Here is an 18900-nt window from a genome sequence, read left to right as displayed (position 1 = left end):
GGGTAATTCCATGTTAGAGAAAGTTGTTATCGCCAATAGAGGCGAAATAGCGCTAAGAATATTACGCGCATGTAAAGAGCTAGGTATAAAAACCGTCGCTGTGCATTCAACTGCAGATAGAAACCTAAAACATGTTTTATTAGCAGATGAAACGATATGTATTGGCAAACCACCAGCAAATGAGAGTTACTTGGATATTCCAAGTATTATAACGGCTGCAGAAGTTACCAATGCGGTTGCGATTCACCCTGGTTATGGTTTTTTAGCGGAAAATGCTGACTTTGCTGAGCAAGTAGAAAACTCAGGTTTTACTTTTATCGGACCAAAGGCAGAAAGTATCCGGTTGATGGGTGACAAAGTATCAGCAATCAAAGCCATGAAAGCTGCAGGTGTGCCATGTGTACCTGGTTCTGATGGTCCACTTACCGACGATAGTGCAGCGAATTTAGCCCACGGTAAGCGCATTGGTTATCCAGTAATTATTAAAGCGTCTGGTGGCGGCGGTGGTCGCGGCATGCGTATTGTACGCGAAGAAGCCGAACTACTTGAAGCTATTCAGTTAACCAAGACTGAAGCCCGCGCCGCATTTAACAATGATATGGTTTACATGGAAAAATTCCTTGAAAACCCACGTCATGTTGAAGTGCAAGTAATTGCAGATGGCCAAGGTGGTGCAATTCACTTAGGTGAACGTGACTGCTCAATGCAACGCCGCCACCAAAAAGTGGTTGAAGAAGCGCCGGCACCAGGCATAACACCACAGATGCGCGCTAAAATAGGCGAGCGTTGCTGTAATGCTTGTATTGAAATTAACTATCGTGGTGCAGGTACGTTTGAATTCTTGTATGAAAACGGGGAATTTTATTTTATTGAAATGAATACCCGTATTCAGGTTGAGCATCCGGTCACTGAAATGGTTACTGGCGTTGACTTAATCAAAGAGCAGTTACGTGTAGCGGCTGGACAACCTTTATCTTATACCCAAGACGATATTAAGATATCAGGTCATGCGATTGAATGTCGTATCAACGCTGAAGATCCACGTACTTTTATTCCATCTCCAGGTAAAATTACACGATTCCACCCACCAGGTGGCATGGGTGTACGCTGGGATTCTCATATTTACGCAGATTATTCAGTACCTCCTCATTACGATTCAATGGTTGGAAAATTAATTACGTACGGAGATAATCGTGATGTAGCAATTGCTCGTATGAGAAACGCACTCAGCGAGTTAGTCGTTGATGGTATTAAAACGAATATTGCCTTACACCAAGATATTTTAAGTGATCAAGGGTTTGTTAATGGTGGTGCCAATATCCATTACTTAGAAAAGAAACTCGCTGAAAGCGAATAAAGATATACATAACAAAAAGCCCCATTAATAACATGGGGCTTTTTTATGGCTGCTCTTCGAGGATACCTGCTTTTGTTGTATAATCACTTGCAATGTAAATAGACGATATAAACGACAATGACTGAACCAACACTACTTGAAAAACCTACACCGCCTGCAGACAGTGAATGCTGTGATAGCGCCTGTAACCCCTGTGTTTGGGATCACTACTATGCGGCATTAAAAGCTTGGCGAATACAGCAAGCAGAGTTAAAAGAGAAACAAGAGCTTACTTCAAAGTAAACGCTAACTTACCCAATGCCGAGCCATGATCAATTTCGGTAGCACAAGGCACAACTCGATCATGCGCTACTTGTTTTTCTTCGACCAGATAATCAACAAACGTCGCTAACCTTTGCTGTCCCAACACTGAAGCTTGATTTGCTTGTTGGTTCGTAAGCGCTTTTTTACGGCTTCCTGCAGGAAAATCGGCAACACCTACAATTGGACATACTGTTATCTGTAACTCTTTTTTATCGGTTAAGATGTTTGCAATTTGATCCGCGAACGCCGTTTGCTTATTCTTCATATCAATCTGTTTTGCTGAGTAGTTTAAATCATCAACATTAATAGCAAATAAGGTATCACCTGCCATCATTGCCACCGTAACAATATTAGAATACGGCACAAATGTTTGCATTAAGTAACTTTTCGCGCCTTCTTTTAATGCTTTTGTCGTGATCAATGAAATAAAACCTGACAAGCCAAAATCTGGATCGTCAAAACGTCCGGTAAGTGGAATATCTATCGTTAAATTACCTTTTTTGTCCGTAAGCTGGCTTATAGCAACATTCAATGGTACTAAATGATTACTCGTCACTTTTTGTTTTTTGCCTATATGAGGCGACAATGCAATTGCTTTAATATCAGTTGTTACTTTGCCAGAAATAGCATTACTGTTGACTGAAAACTCAATATTGGCATTTAACTGACCTTGTTTAATTTTATGGCCAATAGCATCAACAATATAAGGTGAAAACTGCGTGAGATTAACGGTCTTCAACTCCCCTTTGGCTTTCAGTATTTTTCCCGGCTCGAAAGGTGTAATCTCTCCTTTAACAGCTACAGTAGAGCGTTTTCCTAAATGACCAAGCAGTTCAAATTGAGCAGGCTTAGCATCAACATGTGAAGAAATATTATCAATGTTTAGCGTTTCTATCATTATGTCCTGAATAACAGGTTCTGAAGCGGTAAAATCATGTAACACTAAATGAGGATTACCTGAGATCTGCACTCTATTTATTACCACACCAATTGCTTGCTCCACTGGCTTATCGGCATTACTTTGTTCAACTTTTGGTACTTCATTAGCAACAGTATTTTGTTGAGTTTCACTCGCGGCATTAGTTTCTTCTTTAGCTTTAACTAACACCAAGTTCTCTAAAGGATTATCTTTTGATTTGTAAATTGAGAGTTTATCGAGCTTTCCTACAAAACTACCAACAGTTAAAAGTTTCTGATCAAAACTGATATCACTCACTTCTATCTGCTGAAAAGTTAACAGTGGTTTTAGTTCTACAATGTTACTGGACAGCGTTTGAGGTATTGTCGATTTTTGAGATACCTTGCCACCGGCAAGCAATAAATTAGCAATCGTTACCTCAATATTGTCATTAAACTTTGTTCGACCATTTTTTAGGTTAAATGTATCAAGAGATAATATGACATCATTGTTTTCTATCTGTTGCCACAGCACCGACTCCATAGCGAAGTTATTCATCAATAAACCTTCAAGCTTTTCAGCATCAGCGTTCCATACAATTGATGAACCATCTGCACTCAACTGCATGTCTGCAACTTTTGCCAGTGTTAATTGTTCATTTATCAGCAAAGGAAGGCTTAATTCTTTAACTTTCGTTAATGATTTTTCTAAATCGATGTACCATTTGTTATCTTTTAACTCAATGTCGCCGGCTAATTCAGTAGTAACTGAACCTTCAGTAGATTTGAATTCATTTGGTAACCACTCTTGGAGCGTATTAATGTCTGCGCCTGCTATGAAGTCACTAATCGACAAAGAAAGAGTTTGGTCGGTCTTCTTAAACGACGATGCTAGCCTAAGCTCTTTGTCGTTAAGCATACTTTGTAAAGCAACTTCACCAATCATCCCTTTAGCATTAAGTAAAGTATTCGAAAGCGACAATTCAGCAAGTTTTAACTGATGCACCGTTTTTGCGGTCAAGTCGACATTAAATTTTGTTAATACAAGTTTATTGAGTAATACGCTCGACTCAGAAGGTTCGCTATTATCACTAGGCGTAGCTGTTTGAGTTGTAGGTTGCCAACCAGCAAAGGAGAGCCCATTATCTGACCATTCAGCACTTAAGGAACCACCATTAATTTCACCGTATTCTAAGGTAAGGTTTCCTTGCAATAAATGCCACCAGTGCAAATCAACCGAAATCTCATTAAGTTGTAAAAACTTCTTTTCTTGGTGTGCCAGTGTTAGTCCTTTAACATTAACGGATAAGGTAAATGGGTTTAAGCGCACACTTTCAATATTTGCTGACAACGCAGTGCTGGGTAAATTTTTATTAATAAAATAAGAAACTAGGCCACTTGTCCCTAAGGTTATATAAGCGAAAAATACTGCAACTGCAGTCGCACTAAGAAAAACAATTTTGTATTTTTTGAACATGAAAATCAGTTATCACAGCGTAAGAAAAATTAACTAATGTAATGCTACTTGGCTTAACGGCTAATGGCAATGTGATTCACCATTAAAACAAAAGCCCACATAACGTGAGCTTTAATTAGTGCACAACAGTAACGAGAGTTAACGTTATTGTCGAATTAGATAGTCAAATGCTGACAGCGCCGCTTTTGCCCCCTCTCCCATTGCGATGACAATTTGTTTATAAGGCACGGTTGTAACGTCACCACAAGCAAAGATACCAGGCTCAGACGTATAACCTCTTTCATCTATCACCACTTCGCCATAAGGCGTTAACTCTACAACACCTTTTAAAAATTCACTATTAGGTAGTAAACCAATTTGAACAAAAACACCTGCAAGATGCTTTCTATGTACTTGTTCAGTTTCTCTGTCAACATAATCTATGGCAACAACCTTTCCGTTATCAGCAATGATTTCTTTTGTGGCGGCATTGCTAATTAACGTGATTTTTTCATGCTCGCGCGCTTTATCAACTAGTAATTTATCCGCTTTGAAATCAGATAAAAATTCAAACACGGTGACATGGTTTACCATACCTGCTAGGTCTAGTGCCGCTTCAATACCGGAGTTACCGCCGCCCACTACAGCTACATCTTTGCCTTTAAAGAAAGGGCCGTCACAATGAGGGCAGTAAGCAACACCATTACCAACATTTTCTTTCTCACCAGGAACACCTAACTCTCTCCATTTTGCGCCAGTAGCAATAATGAGTGTTTTTGTGTCGATGACTTCGCCAGAAGATAAAGTAATAGCTTTAATATCGCCTTTAACAATATCATCCACCCTTACATGCTCTTTAATAGTAACGTCGTACTCTGTTAAATGCGTATATAGGTTCTTGGTTAATTCTGTACCCGTTGTTTTGGAAACTGATATTAAATTTTCAATACCGACAGTATCTTTTACCTGACCACCAATACGGTCTGCAATCATAGTTACTTTTAGCCCTTTACGCGCAGCGTATATAGCAGAAGCGACGCCAGCAGGACCACCTCCAATGACGGTTACATCTTGTAGTGGTAGTTTTTCACTGTCTTTAACTTTTGAAATATAAGGAAATTTTGTTTGTAACTTATCTAATAACTGAGCAATATCAACTTTGCCGTTAGCGAATGGCTCACCATTAAGATAAACACTCGGCACACCTTGAATGCCACGTTCCTCAATCATTGCTTGATACAATCCGCCGTCAATCATTTCACTGCTAATATTGTCGTTTAACAGTGCAAATTGGTTTAATGCCTGTACGACTTCAGGGCAATTATGGCAACTCAAACTGACAAACACTTCAAAATGTAAGGGTTGATCAATGTTCTTAATGATTGACTGTACTTGTTTATCTAGCTTAATGTCTGTGCCCGCTGACTGTAGCACCGCTAAAACAAGAGAATTAAACTCATGCCCTGACGGTATGCCTGAAAATTCAATACCGTTAAATTTTCCATCAACTTCAATCGCAAACGTAATGGGACTACGAAGGTTAGTATCACGTTCCACTAATTGTAACTTATCGGAAACCGATACTAATTGCGTTAGAAAATCTTTCAGTTCATCACGCTTTTCGTGCTCACCCATCTGTAAAACTAGTGTCACGTCGTTGGTCATTGTTGCGGTATATGTTTTTAATGCATTTAAAATATCTTTAGTTAACATTGTTTTACCTTAATAAAGTTTACTGGGTGAAAAAGGTGAACGTAAATGCCCACCAGTACATTGGACAATTAAATTTGGACAATTAAATTTTGCCAACTAAATCTAAGCTTGGCGTTAGTGTCGCTTCACCTTGTTCCCAAGCTGCTGGACATACTTCACCGTCGTTATCACGAACATATTGTGCAGCTTTTACTTTGCGAACCATGTCTTTAGCAGATCTTCCAATACCACCTGCGTGTATTTCGGCAACTTGAATGACGCCATCTGGATCGGCTAAAAATGTGCCACGATGCGCCATATGATCTTCTTCAATCATGACATCAAAGCCACGTGTTATATGACCTGTTTGATCACCAATCATTGGAAATTGAATTTTGCTAATCGCCTCACTTGAGTCGTGCCATGCTTTATGAGAAAAATGGGTATCCGTTGATACTGCGTAGACTTCTACACCTAATTGCTTTAACTGTGCGTATTGGTTTGCCATGTCCTCTAATTCAGTTGGACATACAAAGGTAAAATCTGCAGGATAAAATAAAAATATTGACCACTTCCCTTTAACTAATTCGCTATTTACTTCTGTAAATTCACCGTTATGGAACGCTGTTGCTGTAAAATCTGGAATTGTTTGACCAATCTTCGCCATGAGTATTTCCTCTTAATAATGGTGTTAAAGCAAAATTGCTTCGATGAGGAAATATTAAAGAAATGCTTTCGATAAGAAAATTTGAATAAATAGATTTCTACATTCTATTTATTAGAATCAGGTTGCAATAAAAATTAATCTCGAAAGACCAACAGACCCTAACCTATTGAAGAAAATAAAAGGTATTGGCTTAGTAGGCATAACAACTCATAGTAATGTACTAATAAAATAGCTAACCGACTTGCCGAATAAAAACAATAATTAATATTCGATTACATGGCACAAAGGGAGTATATATACTCCCTTCTTAGCGCTTTAATGCCAATCTTCAAAATCAGTACGGCTTTGTCTACGTACGTCTTTAGCTTGTCGAAGCTTCTTATTATCGCGGGTACGTGTGTCGCGATAGGTTTTCATCGGTGAGGCTTTTCTCGTTGAGTACGCAATTTGATAACCAATAATGCCACCAAGTTCATCAATCGTTTCAGTGGTCGTGCTTTCATCTATATTTTGGTGCAATGTCATTGTATTTTCCAAGTTGACCCATTACATCGCAAATATGGTGTAAATTGACCGAAAATTAAAACAAAACTTTTCTGTTGATAAGATAAATTAAATTTTAATTAAATGGACAATAAAAAAAGCGCTCAGCCATTAACGCTTATATAAGAAAACGTTAACAACGGAGCGCCTTTAAAAGCCTGTTACCAGTAATACTACGGTTTTAACAGGGGCTTTATAAGTTTATCCAAAGCCTCTGATCTTAACGCTTGATAACCGTTAGATTCCAATTCATCATTAATACAAATCGCTAAATAGTTCGCTAGTTCATCAAACTCTACTTCATCTTCAGCGGCATCAGCTTTACACACCAAAGCAAACTCCTTTAATGTTTTTTCACTTGCTTGCTGCAAATCTACATCTTCGATAGCAATAACCGTTAGCGGCATCATGAGTGTAAACAATGCACACAGTATTATTTTATTCAATGTCGTCATTTTGAATTTCTCTTTTTGTTTTGTAAATACTTCATCGTAGGCACTAGCCTGCCAATTCCATATCCAAATCATCATTAATCGAATCTTCTTCAAGGCTTATCGCTTGAAAACGACTGCTCGGCGAAAAACCATGGAACGTTCTACTTTTCTGCACAGCATGAAGGTATTTTTTCCATAACTTCACTGGATATAAAGTGCTTTCCACGGTGTCATTAAGCTCTATTAAGAACAAAAACTCTTCTTCATTAATTGGCGATAATATACCGTGTTGAAGCTCAGCAAACGTATTACCATACTCAATTAACTCTTGAGATTCTCTTTTATTAAAGTAACCACTTCTCGACAATCCACAGGGAAATACTTCTGCCCCAAAAAAAGGCTTTGAACCAACACGAATTGACGTTTCCATTACGCGTTCTCCTCAACTATATGGCATGCACTCATGCGCAAAAGATAACCAAACTCTACGCAGGAATGTATGCCTAAGGAGGTTAAAAGAGAAGCAAATAATAATTGTCGTACCGACAACTATTTTCTGATCTATTGACGTTACTTCTTGCGGCTAATTTCTATGGCGCCATCTAGATGAATATCGCGCTGAGGAAACGCAACAACAATGCCGTGTTCGCTAAATTTTCGGTTTAAAGCAAAACGAATTTCGCTTGCAACCTGTCTTAAACCCCCTTCTACCTGAGAGTTAATCCAAAAATAGATTTCAAAAACTAAGGCATTATCACCAAACTCTTGGAAAAAAACTTGTGCTTTTGGCGAACCAAGTACTTCCTGTTCACTATTCGCTACTGCTAGCATGATTTCTGCAACCTGATCGCAGTTACTACCATATTGCACGCCAACCGATACTGTACCTCGTATTAGCTTGTCGCGCAGTGTCCAGTTCGTCACGGTATTTTCAAGCAACTTACTATTTGGTATCAACATGTGCACACCATCAACACGTCGCACACGAGTTGAACGTGTATTGATTTCTTCAACCACGCCTTTAACACCTTCAACTTCTAAAAAATCGCCTATACGTATTGGCTTTTCTCCAATCAATATCCAGCCACTAATGAAATTGTTAATGATATTCTGAGCGCCAAAACCAAATCCAATGGCGATAGCACCTGATAAAAAAGCAAAAGCTGTTATTGGCACATTCAACATCGATAAGGTGACGAAAAATACAGCAACAAGAACGATAACATAGAGAATGCGCTCAATGAGTAGGACGATGTTAGGATCTTTATTTCTTGCTTTAAGCATGTTAGCGATCTTCTTAATCACAAGTTTAGCGATCAACAAGCTCACGACTATCCACAGAGGCACGGCTAATACCTCAATGACCGTTATCGTTTGTTCATTAAAGGTAAACAATGGGTAGTCAAGCCATTGTTTTACATCACTCAGCATTAATTATTCTCCTCAAAATCTGATGCGATAAAAACACCAGCAGGATCGACATAAAAATTCGATCCTAACGCTTCGCGTCCTAATAACATCAAATACGTCATATCGGATCTATCCGTTAGTGTAATCTCAATATTCCATGCAAAATTTCCTAACTTCGCGCCTGTTTTTATTACGTAGCGCTGCTCACTTACACCATTAGATGATTTTATTTTGCGAATATCATGTAATAATGCTTTGCATCGCACGACCTTTTCAACATTGTGAATTTCTGGGTGAATATCAAATGCTAAACCTGGCTTCTTTCCAATCTTTATTTGTTGAATATTATCAACGTGTAAGGAAGAAGTTTGTGCTCCAGTATCAACGCGCACCGCTAGTTGACTAATCTCTAACTCGGGTAAATCAATATTTTCTAAATTACCGATAATGATTCTATCTTTCATAGTAATGCTTCACTGTTATCAATATTTCCAATAAGTTCTTCTTCAATGGTATCAATGTGGTTTACCACATGTTGATCATCTTCCGAAAAAAAGGCAATGTGATACATTGCTTCGCCTTCCTGAACTAACGGTATATTTTGTTTACCAATTATAACGCCATCTTTATGGGCTAATACCTGACCTAAAATTTTACCAAAAGGCGAACCTATATCAGCTAGCACATCGCCTTTTTTAACTTGATCACCAAGTGAATAGTGATGCGTAACAATGCCACTAGCATTTCCACGCACCCAACCACTATTATTAGCAATAAAATGATTAAGTTGGCGTTTTCCTGCTCTTCGCCTTGGCATCATTTTTAAATGACGCAACACGTTAATAATCCCTTTTATACCTGCACGAATCGAAAACTCGTCAAAGCGAAGTGCTTCGCCTGCTTCATACAAGAGCACCTTAGTGTCATTTTTTACTGCAGCTTCCCTCAGTGATCCATCAATAATGTTAGAATGTAAAATAACAGGTACACCAAACATTTTTGCTAATTCAAGCGTTTCATCGTCTGTTAAATCAGCTCTAATTTGTGGCAAATTTGAACGATGGATTGCCCCAGTATGTAAATCAATACCGTAATCACAATGACTCACTATTTCGTTAAGAAATATATTCGCCACTCGTCCTGCCAGTGAACCTTTTGCAGACCCAGGGAAACAACGATTTAGATCACGTCTATCTGGCATATAACGACTTTGATTAACCATGCCATAAACATTGACCATTGGCACAGCAATAAAGGTACCTGAATTAATTTTAAAACCCTTTAAATTGATTAACCTTCGAATGATTTCAACACCATTGAGTTCATCTCCGTGCACCGCAGCACTCACAAATATAGTAGGTCCTGGCTTTTTTCCCCTAACAATATATACAGGAAGGTGCACATCCATATCCGTATAAAGTTTCGCTACCGGTAACGCTATATTTTTTGTTTCACCGGGTAAGATTACGTGTTCACCAATTTTTAATTCGTTCAAAGCCGTCTCCTAACAAAGAGCAATATGAAACTTTATCTTAACCTTTACCACGTGTTCTATTGGTGGTGGTTTTTGCACTTTTCTCAATAAACTCAATCACCTTATTTGCTACATCAAGACCAGTAGCAGTTTCAATGCCTTCTAAACCAGGTGAAGAATTTACTTCCATTACCATAGGACCATTATGCGAGCGAAGCAGATCTACACCACAGAAATTTAATCCCATTACTTTGGCAGCATTTAGTGCTGTTTGTCGCTCTTCTTTCGTTAATTTAATCACTTCTGCAGTACCACCACGATGTAAATTAGATCGAAACTCTCCCTCTAACCCTTGGCGTTTCATTGCCGCAACCACACGCCCGCCAACAACTAAACAACGTATATCAGCACCACCAGCTTCTTTAATGAACTCTTGTACTAAAATGTTCGCCTTAAGGCCCATAAAAGCTTCAATAATACTTTCCGCTGCTTTAGCGGTATCAGCCAATACAACACCAATACCTTGCGTACCTTCAAGTAATTTAATAACCAAAGGCGCGCCACCAACATTTTTTATCAAATCTTTAATATTATCTGCTTTGCTAGCAAACCCCGTTCTAGGCAGGCCAACGCCTTTTCTTGATAATAACTGCAATGAGCGTAATTTGTCTCGCGAGCGACTAATCGCTACCGACTCGTTGATATTAAAAGTACCCATCATTTCAAATTGCCTCGCAACAGCCGTTCCGTAGAATGTTACAGAGGCTCCTATGCGAGGAATAATCGCATCATATTTTGGCAACTCTTCACCATGATAACGCACCGTCGGGCGGCTACTGGTAATATCCATATAACAGTGTAACGTATCAACTACGTCAACCTCATGTCCCCTTGCGATACATGCTTCTTTCAAGCGGCGGGTTGAATATAAATTTTCATTTCTAGATAAGATAGCAATTTTCATTTTTTACTCTCAGTTAAATTTTGTGTGCAAAGTAGCCGAAAAAACATGAATGTTAAAACGGAATAAAATAAACTGTTTAATAAATAGTTTTTATTAAACATTAGTATGAAAATTGAACTTTTGAGTACTTTTTTAGAAGTAAGTCAAACATTGCACTTCCGTGTTGCCGCAGAAAACCTGTTCATCACCCAAGCGGCGGTGAGTAGTCGTATTAAATTACTCGAACAAGAATTAGGCGTACTCTTATTTGATCGTACCCACAAACGCCTATCTTTAACGGCAGAAGGTCATCGTCTGGTAAAACACGCTAACGAGATGATGATTATGTGGCATAAACTAAAACAAGACGTTGGTGTATCACAAGCCAACTCATCACAGTTGTTTGTCGGCTCTATGATGTCTATTTGGGATATCGTATTACAAGATTGGCTACAAAAAATTCATCGTAACTTAGATGATGTGCATTTGATCACCCATACATACTCTCCAATGGAGTTACGAAAACAAGTGGTAAGCCGGTTAATCGATATCGCATTTCTATTTGAGCCGCCATACATTGAAGATATTGTTACTGAAAAAGTCAGTAGCGTACCATTGCAACTTGTAACAACTGATCAGGCCGTGACACTAGAAACGTTAGATAATATGGTCATGGTAGATTACGGAGAGTCTGTAAACAGTCAGTTATTAAGAGAATTGCATGAAGTGTCCGTGATTAGGCACAACATGAGTCAACCCAGAATTGCCTTAAACTTTATACTAGAAGCAGGTGGCTGCGCGTATCTGCCAAAACAAATGTGCTTTGAACATTTAAGAAAAAATAGGCTTTATCTCGTGCCTGATGCCCCCACTTATCGTCGTGATATATATGCGATTTACTTAGCTAAAAGTAATAAAGAATTGCTGATTAAAGATGCATTACAGCTTTTTCCTTACATGCGCACTTAGTACTTTCACGATAACAATTGATAGTTACTTTTTATCAGTTTAATAAATTTTATTTATCAAAGTAACATTCTGATCATTTTTTAACGTCAAATTTTTCGCTTTACCGTGTAAACGTTAGGTAAAAACTATATTCATAGAAAATTTTAAGAAGACTTTTCATCACGTTTAGCGATATACATTTTCGAATCAGCTTTATCAAATAACGTTTTTTTATCCTCTCCATCTATCCCCATTACCGCACCACCAAAACTCATGCTTACTTTTAGCTCTAGCAAGGTACCTTTCGCAGATTCTAAAGCATAAACGCCACACAATTTTTGCTTTTTGGCATTAATAAATAATGTCAGATCATCATGGTTATCAATATTAGGTGCTAAAATGACAAATTCATCTCCTCCAATTCGAGCAATTGTATCCGTTACTCGGTTAAACATTCTTAAACGCGCAGCGACTAACTGCAGTATGCGATCACCAACTGTGTGACCATACTCATCATTTATTGGCTTAAAATTATCAAGATCAATAAATATGAGCGCAAACTTTTGTTGATAACGCACATAATTTTCATATTTATTTGCAAACTGTTCATCAAATGCTTCACGATTGTATAACTGAGTTAATTTATCGCGGATAGCCTGCTCTTCTAGCGCGGCTTGCAGTAAATGACGTTCTCGTGAAAATAAAAGAGTTCGTGTAATAAGCTCAGTAGAAAGCTCATCTTTTCGTAAATAATCTTGTGCGCCAAGTTGAATTACTTTTATCGCTATATCTTCATCACTGCCCGTTAAGACGACTATGGGTATATTTTTGGCAATACCTTTAATTTTTATTAATGTGTCTAGTCCTTGACTATCAGGTAGGTTTAAATCTGCAACCAATACATCAGGTTCAAGTAAATTAATTGAATTGGCTAATGAAGCTATCGTAGTAAAACATTGAACACGAAAAAGATGTTTCTGAGAGTTACTAAGTTTACTCTTTAACAAATATTGATCTTCGAGACAATCTTCAAGTAAACATACGACAAACCTATTCATCAACTGACCTCTTCTGGGCAGTTATTCAACTCAAACCAATATTGTGTAACTTGCTTAATCAAATGCTGAATATCTGAAACAGAATTAGGTTTAAGTAAATACGACTTAGCGCCGAGTTCATACGCTTTATTTATATCACGATCACTTGATGATGTGGTGTATGTAATGATTAACATTTGTTTAAATTTTTCATGCTCATTAATACTTTCAAGCGCTTCAAATCCGCTTAATTTAGGCATATTTAGATCGAGCAGGAACAAGGTATTATGAACGGGGTGATGTTTTACATATTCCACGAACTCAACGCCGTCACGTAACACAATAAGTTCGAGCGGTTGCGAGGCATTTTGGCAGGCAGATTTAAAAAAGTAGATATCGTCGTCGTCATCTTCAACTAATACCAACTTAGACATATTTAGCTCCTTGCTTAGGCAGAGATAAGGTAAACGTAGTGCCTTGTTCTTGGTCACTGTCGCAACTGATGTGCCCTTCATGGACTTTCAATATTTGCTGACAAATTGCTAATCCAATGCCACTGCCCTCGTATTCACTGATAGAATGTAACTTTCTAAAAGGCTCAAATATTTGTGTAAAATATTGCTCTTTAATGCCAATACCGTTATCAGCCACTGTGATTACTGTACTTTCGCTGATTTCTTTTAAACTAATATTAATGATAGGTTGTTGACCAATTTTCGCAAACTTAATCGCATTAGCAATCAAGTTTTGAAAGACTTGTGTCAACAGAGCAGGGTCCGCATATAAATCAACAGGTTCAGTTGTGACGTTAATAACCACATCTTTTTGTTCAATAAGAAATGACAGCCTATCTTTAGCATCGTTAATGATGGATGTTAAATCGCATTTAATAATATTAATCGCGGTAGTATTGATACGCGATAGCTTCAATATGTCTTTTATCATGGTTTGCATACGTTCAGCGGCATTCACAAGGCGTGTTAGCTCATAATTAGCCTCTTCATCTTTTTCAAATACCGCCGACAAGCGCTCTTGTAATAAGCGCGAAAAGGCGATTATTTTTCTAAGTGGCTCTTGTAAATCATGAGAAGCAACAAAGGCAAAACGCTCTAAATACGCATTTGATTCTTTAAGCTTTTGTAGCAATGACGTTTGTTCGGTAATATCAACAAAGGTACCCAACATAATTTGTGGTGCGCCTGTTTCATCACGCTTTACAATACAATCGACGGAATAGCACCAAACCCAATGACCATCTTTATGCTTGAAGCGATATGTTATGGGTATCAGGTTATTATTTTGTTCATTAATAACACTACTGATGTGTCCCTGTACTTGTTCAAGATCCTCAGGGTGAAAGAGTTTCAAAAAGTCTTTTTCTGCGTTTATGTCATGGATAGTGTAACCAAGTAAATCGGTATATCTTTGATTAACAGTTATATTGGTGTTTTTGGTAACATCAAACAAATAGAGTCCACAAACAGTTGAGTTTATTATTGTTTGCAAGAAGCTTTGATTCTCTTCCAGTGCTTTTTCGCTACGCTTCTGTTGCGTAACATCTATTGCTGTTGCCACAATAGTTGCCACTTGGTTATTAGCATCAAGTATTGGATAGAGTGTAGTGCTATACCACAAAGGCTCATTATCAAACTCGTAACTCTCTACAAAATCGACCGGCGATTTAGTGTCTACACATTTTTCGTAATTAAACCTCACTTTCTTGGCAACTGATTCAGGAAATATATCACCTGTAAGCGCTGTTAAACTTTTTCCAATTACGTGCTCTTGTGTTGTATTTGTCCAAGCACAGGCGGTGTCATTAAATTGTTCGTATCTGAAGTCGCCATCCTTCATCACAGTTAACACCCAAATTGCATGTCTAGAACCATAATAAATCGTATTTAAAAAATCCGTTTGTTCTTGATTAAGCCGCTCTAACTTTTTAAGTGCATCTATATTACGTAAAGAGCCAGACATGATGAGCGGCTTTCCTTCGGCGTCAAACGTACTATTTCCAACACTGACGAACCAACTATATTTCTGATTTTTTCCCACGCCTAAATATTCAACAGCATATTGTTTTTTATCAATAAAGTGTTGTTCAATCGCTTGTTGAACCGCACTTTGATGATCAGGATGAATGTGTGAAAACCAATCTTGAAAACAGGGAGTTTTAATCTCTTCTTTGTCAATCAACTCCATAAGCTTTGGTGAATATTCCACCCGATCATTGACGACATCCCACTCCCAGATACCATCTTCTGTCGCAGAAATTGCCCGCTCTAAACGATTGTGAGATTCAACAAGCTCTTGTTTGATCTCGGTAAATGCAGTTAAATTCTTAATGGCGATGAGTGTAACAAACTCCCCTTCAAACTCAGCTTTATCCAATGACAATTCAATAGGTACAACTTCACCGTTTTCTTGAGGAATAGTGCCATTTACGACTAGCTTTTCATTATTCGTATATTTATGGCTCGCTAAAAATGTCTCGACGTCACAATGAATATCATGCTCAAGCGATACAAAGTCAAAAAGGGATAAGCCCAACGCTTCACAATGAATGTAATCATTGTATTCTTCGGTAAAGGTTTGATTATAAAAAACAATACGATGCCTGTTATTTAACATTAATGTGCTGACAGGAATACTATTTAAAATAAATTGCACTAATTTCTGGTTTACCAACTGAGATTCAAGTTCATCAACGGTAGCTTTATTTGCAGTTAGTTGTTCTTTTACGTCTTCAAATTGAGCAATCGTGGGTAATGTTATTGCTGTCGGCATTAGCTTATATACATATACAGCCGTAATCACGGAGACTAATGCTGTAATGGCCTTACTGACGCCATGTATGCCGTATATACCATGCCATATTGTCAAAATACCAAATACGTGAGTGATACCACAAAACAATATAAACAAGCTAAACAAGACAAATACGCCACGAAATCCAATGTCTTGTCTTTTTGCTGAAAATAGCATAATTGCAACAGGCAACGAAAAGTAAGCCACAGCAATTAAAAAATCTGAGATGACATTAGTCCAAAGAATATGTGGTTGCCATAAATAACAATGGCCGTGTGGCATATAATCGCCACGAAAGAAAGACGATAAGGTATTGGTTTCCATGCGCGACATCCTAGCCTACAAGAAGTATGCTCAGTTAAGCTCTGAGCCTTTATGATTAGGTTAGCACATATAAAAAAAAGCGAGGCCACGCCCATTTGGAAATGAAAACGTGGCCAATAAACTAACACAGTTATCGAATCGACAATATGCTACTTATTTCGCTGCCTTGGCAGGTAAACTCATGACAAAAAAATCTCTAGTGAGCTGCTGCTCTATCTTAATTGCTTCGTGTGTTGGGCAGAATAATGTAAACGATATTTTTACTTTACCAATATCTGTTGTCGACATTTTAACGCTAGGCGCTGGGCCTGGAATTTTAATTTCTAATCGGTTCTCAATCAAAGCGTTATACCTTTCTGCTACGTCATTAAAACCAGAACAGTATTGAATAGCATTATTGAGTAGTTGCGCTTGAATATCCTCTGGTAAATGCGCTGCATCATCACAAACCACGGAAAATGAATGATTTACGTAACGCTTCATATAATTTAGGTTTTTAATCGGTTGTAACATTAATTGCGTATTGGGTAAAAATACACTTCGACCAGTATAAGAATAGTTAGCTAAATTAACTTCAAGTAAGGTTACTTTTGCCCAATCTGTTTCAGTAACTTCGCCAGTAAAATCATCTATTTGAATCCAATCACCAATTCTAAAAGGCGTGCTACTTGAGAGGTAGATAAAACCAATAATACATTGGATAATTTCTTTTGTTGCGATAACGATGGCAACAACAAATGCTGCAATAGATAACGCAAAATGCTGTAATTCATCACCCCATAAGATCATTAATGTTATAAATACTAATAAGTTAAGAAGGTTCTTAATATTATTTACAACATAACGCTTATCTAGACCTTTACGCTTATATCGACGACGAATAAGACGACTTATTGCTATTTTTATAGGAATAACAAAAATCACTAATGCTGCTGACACGAGTAACTTGTTATCAAAAATAAATTCCATTTAGGTACCTTATATTAGAGAGTTTCATCAAGTACTTGGTTTATCACCGAGAAAAGTTCAATAAATAACACCAACTTTGTGTTATTTATTGTTGCACACGTTCGCTGTTGGTTGCGGTATAGGCACACACTAATTCACCCAGTTTCTCTATAGCCTTATCAATATCGTCGCTCCATTTAACGCCAAAGCTAATACGCATATAATGTTGGTATTTGCCTGATGGAGAAAATATTTGTCCAGGAGCAAAACTAATGCCATGGGAAATAGCCTGCCTAAATATATAGCTCGTATCAACAACTGAACGACACCTCACCCACAATACACTGCCACCTTGAGGCATCGAGATACAGGTTTCTGGAGGAAAATGTTTAGCAATTAAATCAATCATACGTTCGCGATTGTAGCGGAGTATTTTCCTCAACACATGTAAATGTCGATCATAATCACCACTTAATAAATAATCCGTTAACGTCCACTGTTGAAGCATTGATGTTGAACACGACTGCGCTCGCTTAATACGCTTAGCAGTTTCTTCGAACTTCCCTGGGATCAGCCAGCCGACACGATAACCTGGCGCCGCTGTTTTCGAAAATGAAGAGCACGTCATTACCAACCCTTTTTCAGAGTAATATTGTGCCGGTACAGGTCTGTTTTCAGTTAAATATAAGTCACTATATACATCATCTTCTATCAATGGGATATCTCGAGACTCTAACAGCTTTACTAACCTTTGACGTCCAGACTCTGGCATAAATGATCCAAGTGGATTATTTATTGCCGTCGCGAATAAGCACGCTTTTACTGGGTGATTATTTAAAACTTTTTCTAATTCATCAATACAGACCCCATCTTCGGTACAAGTATAGACTTCCAGAGCTTTCATTTCTAAGCTTTCAATCAGCTCAATTAAACCAAAATAACATGGGGATTCTACCGCAATAATATCCCCTTTATTCGCCACACATTGTAAGGCGATTGATAGCGCTTCTTGCGCACCATTCGTGATCACCATGTCATGATGATTAACATCTACGCCTAATTCTTGATACCTCAGGGCAAGTGTTAACCTAAGCTTTGGATCACCGTTAACAGGTCCGTAACTCACGGCCTTTTCAGCTGTCCTCGTCAGTACGGTTCTCATCAACCTTGCTAACGTTTTGTCTGGTGGATGTGCATTCACAGGGTTTGAGATACCAAGCGCAGTAGTACCAGGTACATGCACAGCATCATATACCTGTTCAATTAGACTGCGACATGAAACTTCAACGGGTTGGCACTGTGCCCATTTAGCGCGCATTGGTTGTAAAGTACGCGCATGTTTCGCGTTCAAATAATACCCCGACTGTGGGCGAGCAGATATAGTCCCTTGACGTTCAAGTTCCACATAAGCTTGTTTAACCGTCGGTACGCTAATGCCAAATTGTTGCCCTAGTTTACGCAAGCTTGGCAATTTATCCCCTGGGCGAAGCGCACCATTTTTGGCTTGTTTTTCAACAAAGTCGATGACTTGTTGATACAAGAATTCAGGTGCAGAACGATTCACGAGCCTCAAACTGTATAGGTTCCATTTTCTCTTTTTTGTATATGGTATTAAAACAAAGAGTCGATAAACTGTCTAGCATATTTCGCCTAACGACA

At 38.2% G+C, this 18900-nt stretch carries 18 protein-coding genes; 3 read left to right on the top strand and 15 right to left on the bottom strand.

What is annotated here, in order from left to right:
- Positions 1–10: 10 nt before the first annotated feature.
- Complete coding sequence (accC, locus tag QUE09_RS01785) at positions 11–1357, top strand: acetyl-CoA carboxylase biotin carboxylase subunit (protein ID WP_286234493.1); 1347 nt, start codon at positions 11–13, stop codon at positions 1355–1357.
- A gap of 117 nt (positions 1358–1474) precedes the next feature.
- A complete protein-coding gene (locus tag QUE09_RS01780) occupies positions 1475–1639 on the top strand; it encodes an oxidoreductase-like domain-containing protein (protein ID WP_286234492.1) in 165 nt (54 codons plus the stop codon).
- On the opposite strand, the gene QUE09_RS01775 is transcribed toward QUE09_RS01780, so the two are convergent.
- From QUE09_RS01775 to rimK, 10 genes are all read right to left on the bottom strand, one after another.
- Positions 1626–4034 (bottom strand): DUF748 domain-containing protein, encoded by a 2409-nt coding sequence (locus QUE09_RS01775; protein ID WP_286234491.1) that lies wholly within the window; start codon positions 4032–4034, stop codon positions 1626–1628. The genes QUE09_RS01780 and QUE09_RS01775 overlap by 14 nt on opposite strands.
- A gap of 144 nt (positions 4035–4178) precedes the next feature.
- Positions 4179–5726 carry an alkyl hydroperoxide reductase subunit F gene (gene ahpF, locus QUE09_RS01770; RefSeq protein WP_286234490.1) on the bottom strand — a complete coding sequence of 516 codons (1548 nt, stop codon included), beginning with the start codon at positions 5724–5726 and terminating at the stop codon, positions 4179–4181.
- A gap of 82 nt (positions 5727–5808) precedes the next feature.
- Positions 5809–6372: an alkyl hydroperoxide reductase subunit C gene (ahpC, locus tag QUE09_RS01765; protein ID WP_286234489.1), complete on the bottom strand. Its 564-nt coding sequence runs from the start codon at positions 6370–6372 to the stop codon at positions 5809–5811.
- Positions 6373–6687: 315 nt separating this feature from the next.
- A complete protein-coding gene (locus QUE09_RS01760; protein ID WP_286234488.1) occupies positions 6688–6897 on the bottom strand; it encodes a hypothetical protein in 210 nt (69 codons plus the stop codon).
- Between the two features lie 191 nt (positions 6898–7088).
- Entirely contained in the window at positions 7089–7445 is a 357-nt protein-coding gene (locus QUE09_RS01755) for a hypothetical protein (RefSeq protein ID WP_286234487.1), read from the bottom strand.
- Positions 7414–7779, bottom strand: a complete 366-nt coding sequence (gene maoP / locus QUE09_RS01750; protein WP_286234486.1) for a DUF413 domain-containing protein — start codon at positions 7777–7779, stop codon at positions 7414–7416. The genes QUE09_RS01755 and maoP overlap by 32 nt, the downstream gene beginning before the upstream one ends.
- 140 nt (positions 7780–7919) lie before the next feature.
- The gene (locus QUE09_RS01745) at positions 7920–8780 is read right to left on the bottom strand and encodes a mechanosensitive ion channel family protein (RefSeq protein WP_286234485.1); all 861 of its coding nucleotides are present in this window, start codon (positions 8778–8780) and stop codon (positions 7920–7922) included.
- The gene (locus tag QUE09_RS01740) at positions 8780–9223 is read right to left on the bottom strand and encodes an ATP-dependent zinc protease family protein (protein ID WP_286234484.1); all 444 of its coding nucleotides are present in this window, start codon (positions 9221–9223) and stop codon (positions 8780–8782) included. The genes QUE09_RS01745 and QUE09_RS01740 overlap by 1 nt, the downstream gene beginning before the upstream one ends.
- Entirely contained in the window at positions 9220–10254 is a 1035-nt protein-coding gene (locus QUE09_RS01735; RefSeq protein ID WP_286234483.1) for a succinylglutamate desuccinylase/aspartoacylase family protein, read from the bottom strand. Before QUE09_RS01735 ends, QUE09_RS01740 begins: the two co-directional genes overlap by 4 nt.
- A 37-nt stretch (positions 10255–10291) precedes the next feature.
- Entirely contained in the window at positions 10292–11197 is a 906-nt protein-coding gene (gene rimK, locus QUE09_RS01730) for a 30S ribosomal protein S6--L-glutamate ligase (protein WP_286234482.1), read from the bottom strand.
- Between the two features lie 105 nt (positions 11198–11302).
- Here rimK and QUE09_RS01725 point away from each other — a divergent pair, with 105 nt between their 5' ends.
- Positions 11303–12145 carry a LysR family transcriptional regulator gene (locus QUE09_RS01725; protein ID WP_286234481.1) on the top strand — a complete coding sequence of 281 codons (843 nt, stop codon included), beginning with the start codon at positions 11303–11305 and terminating at the stop codon, positions 12143–12145.
- Positions 12146–12288: 143 nt separating this feature from the next.
- Here QUE09_RS01725 and QUE09_RS01720 read toward each other — a convergent pair whose 3' ends face one another.
- From QUE09_RS01720 to QUE09_RS01700, 5 genes are all read right to left on the bottom strand, one after another.
- Positions 12289–13182 carry a GGDEF domain-containing protein gene (locus QUE09_RS01720; RefSeq protein ID WP_286234480.1) on the bottom strand — a complete coding sequence of 298 codons (894 nt, stop codon included), beginning with the start codon at positions 13180–13182 and terminating at the stop codon, positions 12289–12291.
- Positions 13182–13595, bottom strand: coding sequence for a response regulator (locus QUE09_RS01715; protein WP_286234479.1), 414 nt, complete (start codon positions 13593–13595; stop codon positions 13182–13184). Before QUE09_RS01715 ends, QUE09_RS01720 begins: the two co-directional genes overlap by 1 nt.
- On the bottom strand, positions 13588–16293 hold the full coding sequence (locus QUE09_RS01710) for a PAS domain-containing protein (protein ID WP_286234478.1): 2706 nt from the start codon (positions 16291–16293) through the stop codon (positions 13588–13590). Before QUE09_RS01710 ends, QUE09_RS01715 begins: the two co-directional genes overlap by 8 nt.
- Before the next feature lie 153 nt (positions 16294–16446).
- Positions 16447–17262 carry a mechanosensitive ion channel family protein gene (locus QUE09_RS01705; RefSeq protein WP_286234477.1) on the bottom strand — a complete coding sequence of 272 codons (816 nt, stop codon included), beginning with the start codon at positions 17260–17262 and terminating at the stop codon, positions 16447–16449.
- A gap of 85 nt (positions 17263–17347) precedes the next feature.
- On the bottom strand, positions 17348–18805 hold the full coding sequence (locus QUE09_RS01700; protein ID WP_434017249.1) for an aminotransferase-like domain-containing protein: 1458 nt from the start codon (positions 18803–18805) through the stop codon (positions 17348–17350).
- Positions 18806–18900 lie beyond the last annotated feature (95 nt).

Source organism: Thalassotalea sediminis, assembly GCF_030295915.1.
GTDB lineage: Bacteria > Pseudomonadota > Gammaproteobacteria > Enterobacterales > Alteromonadaceae > Thalassotalea_C > Thalassotalea_C sediminis.
This window is presented reverse-complemented; position numbering and strand designations above follow the sequence as displayed.

What these genes read in the sequence shown, in the direction of transcription:
- accC (WP_286234493.1), top strand. Translation starts at nt 11, where the DNA reads ATGTTAGAGAAAGTTGTTATCGCCAATAGAGGCGAAATAGCGCTAAGA.
- QUE09_RS01740 (WP_286234484.1), bottom strand. Translation starts at nt 9,223, where the DNA reads ATGAAAGATAGAATCATTATCGGTAATTTAGAAAATATTGATTTACCC.
- rimK (WP_286234482.1), bottom strand. Translation starts at nt 11,197, where the DNA reads ATGAAAATTGCTATCTTATCTAGAAATGAAAATTTATATTCAACCCGC.
- QUE09_RS01780 (WP_286234492.1), top strand. Translation starts at nt 1,475, where the DNA reads ATGACTGAACCAACACTACTTGAAAAACCTACACCGCCTGCAGACAGT.
- QUE09_RS01705 (WP_286234477.1), bottom strand. Translation starts at nt 17,262, where the DNA reads ATGGAATTTATTTTTGATAACAAGTTACTCGTGTCAGCAGCATTAGTG.
- QUE09_RS01715 (WP_286234479.1), bottom strand. Translation starts at nt 13,595, where the DNA reads ATGTCTAAGTTGGTATTAGTTGAAGATGACGACGACGATATCTACTTT.
- ahpC (WP_286234489.1), bottom strand. Translation starts at nt 6,372, where the DNA reads ATGGCGAAGATTGGTCAAACAATTCCAGATTTTACAGCAACAGCGTTC.
- QUE09_RS01725 (WP_286234481.1), top strand. Translation starts at nt 11,303, where the DNA reads ATGAAAATTGAACTTTTGAGTACTTTTTTAGAAGTAAGTCAAACATTG.
- QUE09_RS01775 (WP_286234491.1), bottom strand. Translation starts at nt 4,034, where the DNA reads ATGTTCAAAAAATACAAAATTGTTTTTCTTAGTGCGACTGCAGTTGCA.
- QUE09_RS01710 (WP_286234478.1), bottom strand. Translation starts at nt 16,293, where the DNA reads ATGGAAACCAATACCTTATCGTCTTTCTTTCGTGGCGATTATATGCCA.
- QUE09_RS01755 (WP_286234487.1), bottom strand. Translation starts at nt 7,445, where the DNA reads ATGATGATTTGGATATGGAATTGGCAGGCTAGTGCCTACGATGAAGTA.
- ahpF (WP_286234490.1), bottom strand. Translation starts at nt 5,726, where the DNA reads ATGTTAACTAAAGATATTTTAAATGCATTAAAAACATATACCGCAACA.
- QUE09_RS01720 (WP_286234480.1), bottom strand. Translation starts at nt 13,182, where the DNA reads ATGAATAGGTTTGTCGTATGTTTACTTGAAGATTGTCTCGAAGATCAA.
- QUE09_RS01745 (WP_286234485.1), bottom strand. Translation starts at nt 8,780, where the DNA reads ATGCTGAGTGATGTAAAACAATGGCTTGACTACCCATTGTTTACCTTT.
- QUE09_RS01760 (WP_286234488.1), bottom strand. Translation starts at nt 6,897, where the DNA reads ATGACATTGCACCAAAATATAGATGAAAGCACGACCACTGAAACGATT.
- maoP (WP_286234486.1), bottom strand. Translation starts at nt 7,779, where the DNA reads ATGGAAACGTCAATTCGTGTTGGTTCAAAGCCTTTTTTTGGGGCAGAA.